Annotated in this window: 4 protein-coding genes; all 4 read left to right on the forward strand. The window is 38.5% G+C overall.

All coding sequences use genetic code 11. The features are described 5' to 3' along the window. Positions 1 to 20: 20 nt before the first annotated feature. Positions 21 to 1,937 carry an ABC-F family ATP-binding cassette domain-containing protein gene (locus RYP29_RS08095; protein WP_311531845.1) on the forward strand — a complete coding sequence of 639 codons (1,917 nt, stop codon included), beginning with the start codon at positions 21 to 23 and terminating at the stop codon, positions 1,935 to 1,937. A gap of 148 nt (positions 1,938 to 2,085) precedes the next feature. Beyond that, entirely contained in the window at positions 2,086 to 3,234 is a 1,149-nt protein-coding gene (locus tag RYP29_RS08100) for an ABC transporter substrate-binding protein (protein ID WP_005380797.1), read from the forward strand. 16 nt (positions 3,235 to 3,250) lie between these two features. Further along, positions 3,251 to 4,132 carry a branched-chain amino acid ABC transporter permease gene (locus tag RYP29_RS08105; RefSeq protein WP_005384250.1) on the forward strand — a complete coding sequence of 294 codons (882 nt, stop codon included), beginning with the start codon at positions 3,251 to 3,253 and terminating at the stop codon, positions 4,130 to 4,132. Beyond that, entirely contained in the window at positions 4,132 to 5,142 is a 1,011-nt protein-coding gene (locus tag RYP29_RS08110) for a branched-chain amino acid ABC transporter permease (RefSeq protein WP_311531846.1), read from the forward strand. Before RYP29_RS08105 ends, RYP29_RS08110 begins: the two co-directional genes overlap by 1 nt. Positions 5,143 to 5,180 lie beyond the last annotated feature (38 nt).

A 5,180-nucleotide genomic window follows, 5' to 3' on the forward strand; every position in this document is an offset into this window, starting at 1 on the left:
AATGATAAAGGAGGTATTGAATGGAACGCATTCGAATGATCGGCCTAGGAAAATCATTTGGGGTGCGCCAAGTGTTTTCCAATGTGTCCTTTGAAATAAAAGAAGGCGATAGAATTGCCTTGGTTGGCCCTAATGGGGCTGGTAAATCAACACTATTGAAATGTATCCTCGGTATTGAGGAATTAGATGAAGGTCAAGTCGTTATGTCTCCCGTTGCGAGTATTGGCTATTTGCAACAAGATGTTAACTTAGGCGATGCCAGCTTGGCGGAAGAAATAGAAACAGCATGGGAAGATGTTCATGCATTAGAAAATAAATTACAAGAGTTAACGGCATATCTAGAGACTCATGAAGCCAGTGAAAGTGATTTACAACGATTAGATTATCTGCAAAATCGTTTGGAATGGCTAGGAGGCTACGACTATGAACAAAAAACAAAACGCATAGTATATGGTCTAGGCTTTACAGATGAAGATTTATATAAACCGGCTAATGCATTTTCAGGGGGGCAAAAAACGCGCATTAATTTGGCAAAGGCCTTAGTACGAAGCCCTTATTTTTTATTCCTCGATGAACCGACAAACCATTTGGATATGGAAATGTTGGAGTGGTTAGAAGGGTATCTATCATCCTATCGAGGTGGCATTCTGATCGTCAGCCATGACCGGTATTTCATGGACCGCATCGTTACTGGTGTGGTAGAACTAGATCATCACAAGGCTACCACCTATCGCGGTAATTATAGCCGATATTTAGCACAACGAGAAGAACGTTTAAAAGCAGATACGATTGCTTATGAAAAGCAGCAAGAATATATTAAGAAAACAGAAGAGTATATTGATAAGTATCGCGCTGGTATTAAGTCTAAGATGGCAAGAGGTCGCCAATCTCAATTAAATCGATTGGAACGATTAGAGGCTCCCGAAACTTCACATTCATTAGACTTTAAATTCCCACCGGCAGCAATGAGCGCTGATAAGGTACTTGTACTCGATCATGTGTCTATTGGCTACAAAACAGATGTCCCAATCATTGATGATGTATCTATGGTTGTTCGACGCGGCGAATCTGTTGCCTTAATAGGTCCTAATGGGGCTGGTAAATCTACCATGGTGAAAGCTATTGTAGGGGAATTATTCCCTACGGAAGGTCATATCGATATTGGCAATCGTGTACAAGTGGGCTATTTTTCACAAGAACATGAAGAATTACACGATCGGTGGCAAGTAGTAGATGAGATTATCAATAATTATAATTTTACCGAAGAAAAAGCTCGTAATGTACTAGGCTCATTTCTATTTAAAGGGGATGATGTATTTAAACTGGTAGGTGATTTATCCGGTGGTGAACGGGCGCGTTTAGCTCTGTTAAAATTATTCTTACAAGGTGATAATTTCCTCATTCTCGATGAACCTACTAACCATTTAGACGTACCTACCCGTGAAATTGTCGAACGGGCATTACAACAATTCGGTGGCACTTGTTTTATTATTTCCCATGACCGGTATTTCTTAGATCAAGTATCTACAAGAACATTGGTATTAGAGAATAAAGGTTTTACTGAATACTTAGGTAATTATTCTTACTATAAAGAGAAATTAAAAGAGCAACAGGATATAGCTGCTCTTACAGAAGTAGTAGAAGAAGAGCCTAAGGAAGATGTGAAATCTGAAGCTAAAACCATTTCTCCATCTCCATTTGATGAACCTAAGAAAAAAACAAATACATACATGGTTGAAAAGCAATTAGCTGAAGTGGAAGAAGAAATTGCTAGATTAGAGGCGACCATGAAAATGTATGAAGTACAATTAGCAAATCCTGTAGTCCAACAAGATTTAGCGGAAATGGAAAACATATCTAAGCAGCTTTCAGATACGGAAAGCAACTTACAACAGTTGTATGAGAAATGGGAACATTTTTCAGAATTATTAGCATAATAAATAAAAATTATAAGGTGTATATCTGAATTCTATAGAAGATATACATGATTTAATTGACAAACATAAAAAATATTTCATAATATAGAAGTATATATAATTTATACTATTATATTTGCTGTTATTGTAATTAAAGGAAGGGTGTAACATGAATAAATCCATGTTAAAAAAAGCAGCCATTTTCGGTCTTGCTGGTGTAATGGCTGTTGCTGCTGGTTGTGGTAGCAATAAAGATGCAGGTAATGCAAATAATAATGAAGCTAAAATCGCATTGTTAACAACGACAACAGGCGGTGCTGCTGCGTATGGCGAATCTATCAAAGCTGGTGCAGAATTGGCTGTTAGCGAAATCAATGCAGACGCTAACAATGTAAAAATTAATTTGCTCGTTGAAGATACTAAAGGTGATAAAAACGAAGCAATTAATGCTATGAACAAAGTTATTTCTAAAGATAAAGTGGTAGGCGTTATCGGCCCTATGTTATCTGGTGAAATGATGGCTGCTGGCCCTGTAGCAAATAAGAGCAAAGTCGTAGCTCTTGGCACATCTACAACAGCTGAAGGTATTACTGATATCGGCGATTACATTTTCCGTAATGCTGTACCAGAATCCTTGGCAGTAGATACTGCAATTAAAGAAGCACATAAAACTTTGAACTTTAAAACTGCAGCTATTATGTACTCCAACAACAATGACCAAATGGTATCTGTAAATAATACAGCTCGTAAAGCATTGGAAGCTGAAGGTGTACAAATCGTTGATACTGAAACATTCGCAGATAAAGATACAGACTTCTCTGCACAATTAACTAAGATTCAACAAGCTAATCCTGATGTAATCGTTGTTGCTTCTCTATACCAAGAAGGCGCATTGATTATGAAAAAAATGCGTGAAATGGGTATGAAACAACCTGTAGTTGGTTCCAATGGCTTCAACAGTCCTGAATTTATTAAAATCGCAGGTGCTGCAGCTGATGGCGTTATCGTAGGTACACCTTGGTTCCCTAACAAAGATGACCAAAAGGTAAAAGATTTCCGTAAAGCTTATAAAGATAAATACGGTAAAGAACCAGATCAATTCGCAGCGCAAGCTTACGATGCAGTTTACTTGTATGAAGCAGCATTGAAAAAATCTGGCTCCACCACAGATCGTGAAAAATTCCGCGAAGCATTGAAAAATATTGCCGACTTCGTTGGTGTAACAGGTCAATTCAAATTCAATGACCACCGCGACCCTTCCATGGAAGTTCAAGTATTGCAAATTAGAAACGGTCAATTTGACGCATTAAAAAAATAAAAGTTGAGGTAGTATAGTGTTTTTACAACAATTAGTTAACGGGTTAACCCTCGGTAGCTTATATGCTGTACTCGCTATTGGCTTAACACTTGTGTTTGGCGTTTTAAATATCATCAACATGGCACACGGAGGCATCTTTATGATAGGTGCCTTCGTTGGTCTTTTTATGGTAACTGTTTTTGACGTAAACATATTTGTAGCCCTTATCGTAGCGATGGCTGTAGGTGCCGTACTAGGTTACTTATTAGAATTTGTGGCGTTACGCCCACTACGTAAGAAAAAGGTGTCTCACTTAGCACCACTTATCAGCACCATTGGTGTTTCCATCTTCCTTGAAAGTTTGGCATTATTATTATGGGGCCCTCAAACGAGATCCTTCCCACCAGATTATATTGGTGGCCTTATCGACTTTGGGGTATTTAAAATCTCCATGGTGCAAATTATCGGTTTAGGTGTTTCTGTTCTCTTAATGATTATTTTAAATGTGGTTATTAAAAAGACTAAGATTGGTAAAGCCATTCGTGCCGTATCCATGAGCACGGAAACAGCAGCTCTCTTAGGCATCAATCCAACGATGATTATTTCTGTTACCGTTATGATTGCTTCCGCTTTAGGTGCAGCTGCCGGTGTACTTGTTGGCCTTTCCTTCAATGCTATTGAGCCTACTATGGGTGTTATCATAGGTTTTAAAGGCTTGGCTGTACTTATCCTAGGTGGTCTTGGCAATATTACTGGCGCCATGGTAGGTGGCTTTATCTTGGGCATTGCGGAAATTTTTTCCGTTGCTTATGGTGCATCTACATTCCGTGATGCGGTAGCCTTTGGTTTAATCATCGTCTTATTATTCTGGAGACCACAAGGTTTATTTGGTTCTAAAGATAAGGGGGGCAGACCATAATGGATATTTTTAACCCTTATTATCTACAAATTGTGATGTTTTTCATCATTAATGCCATCCTAGGTATCTCCATTTATTTCACACTTGCCAGTGGACAGTTATCTCTTGGGGCAGCTGGCTTTATGAGCGTTGGTGCATATGTTGGTGCATTGCTTTCTTTGAAAGCTGATTTACCTATCGTAGTTGGTATTTTAGTGGGTGGCTTTGTAGCCGCTTTAGTTGCCGTTATCATCGGTTTGCCAACAACTCGATTGAAAGGTCTATACCTTGCCATCGCCACACTTGGTTTTGGTGAAGTAGTACGTGTTATCTTCTTGAACTTAGATGTGACAAATGGTGCTCTTGGTCTATCCGGCATTCCATCTATTCCTCAAGAATTGACAAATTTTGCTTACGAAATCGATATTGATGGCCTTATGGGAATTGATGCTGTTGCATGGGGCAACATTATGGCTATCATTATTTTACTAATCGTTTTGATTTTTATTATTGCTTTCTGTGTACGTATCAACAATAGCCGTGTCGGTCGTGCCTTTGCCGCTATTAAGGCAGATGATCATGCTGCTGAGTTGATGGGGATTAATGTAGTGTACTATAAAATGATGGCTTTCATCATCGGTGCATTTATCGCCGGTATCGGTGGTGGTTTGTATGCTCATATTACAAACTTTATCAATCCTACAGATTTCAGTTATCATAAAGTAGTACAAATCTTATTGTTCCCTGTATTTGGTGGTTCTAATGTAGTGTGGGGTTCCGTACTCGGTTCCTTCATTCTTACATTGTTGCCAGAAGTATTGCGTTTCTTATCCGACTATCGCGATATCATTTATGGTGCATTGTTAGTCATTTTGATGGCTGTTCGTCCAGATGGTATTTTAACCGAATCTATGGTAGATAAGATTAGTCGTAAATTAGGCTTTAAAAAAGCTCCATACATTCCTGAAACACAAGTATTAACAGAACGTTTTGAAGCGTATAAGCGTAAACAACAAGAAAAACAAGGATAGGAGGGAACTGAATGCTATTAGAATTAAATGACGTAAGT

It is taken from the genome of uncultured Veillonella sp., from assembly GCF_963534045.1.
In the GTDB taxonomy this organism is placed as follows: domain Bacteria; phylum Bacillota; class Negativicutes; order Veillonellales; family Veillonellaceae; genus Veillonella.

Coding starts and splice junctions, on each gene's coding strand:
- RYP29_RS08095 (WP_311531845.1), top strand. CDS start 21: ATGGAACGCATTCGAATGATCGGCCTAGGAAAATCATTTGGGGTGCGC.
- RYP29_RS08100 (WP_005380797.1), top strand. CDS start 2,086: ATGAATAAATCCATGTTAAAAAAAGCAGCCATTTTCGGTCTTGCTGGT.
- RYP29_RS08110 (WP_311531846.1), top strand. CDS start 4,132: ATGGATATTTTTAACCCTTATTATCTACAAATTGTGATGTTTTTCATC.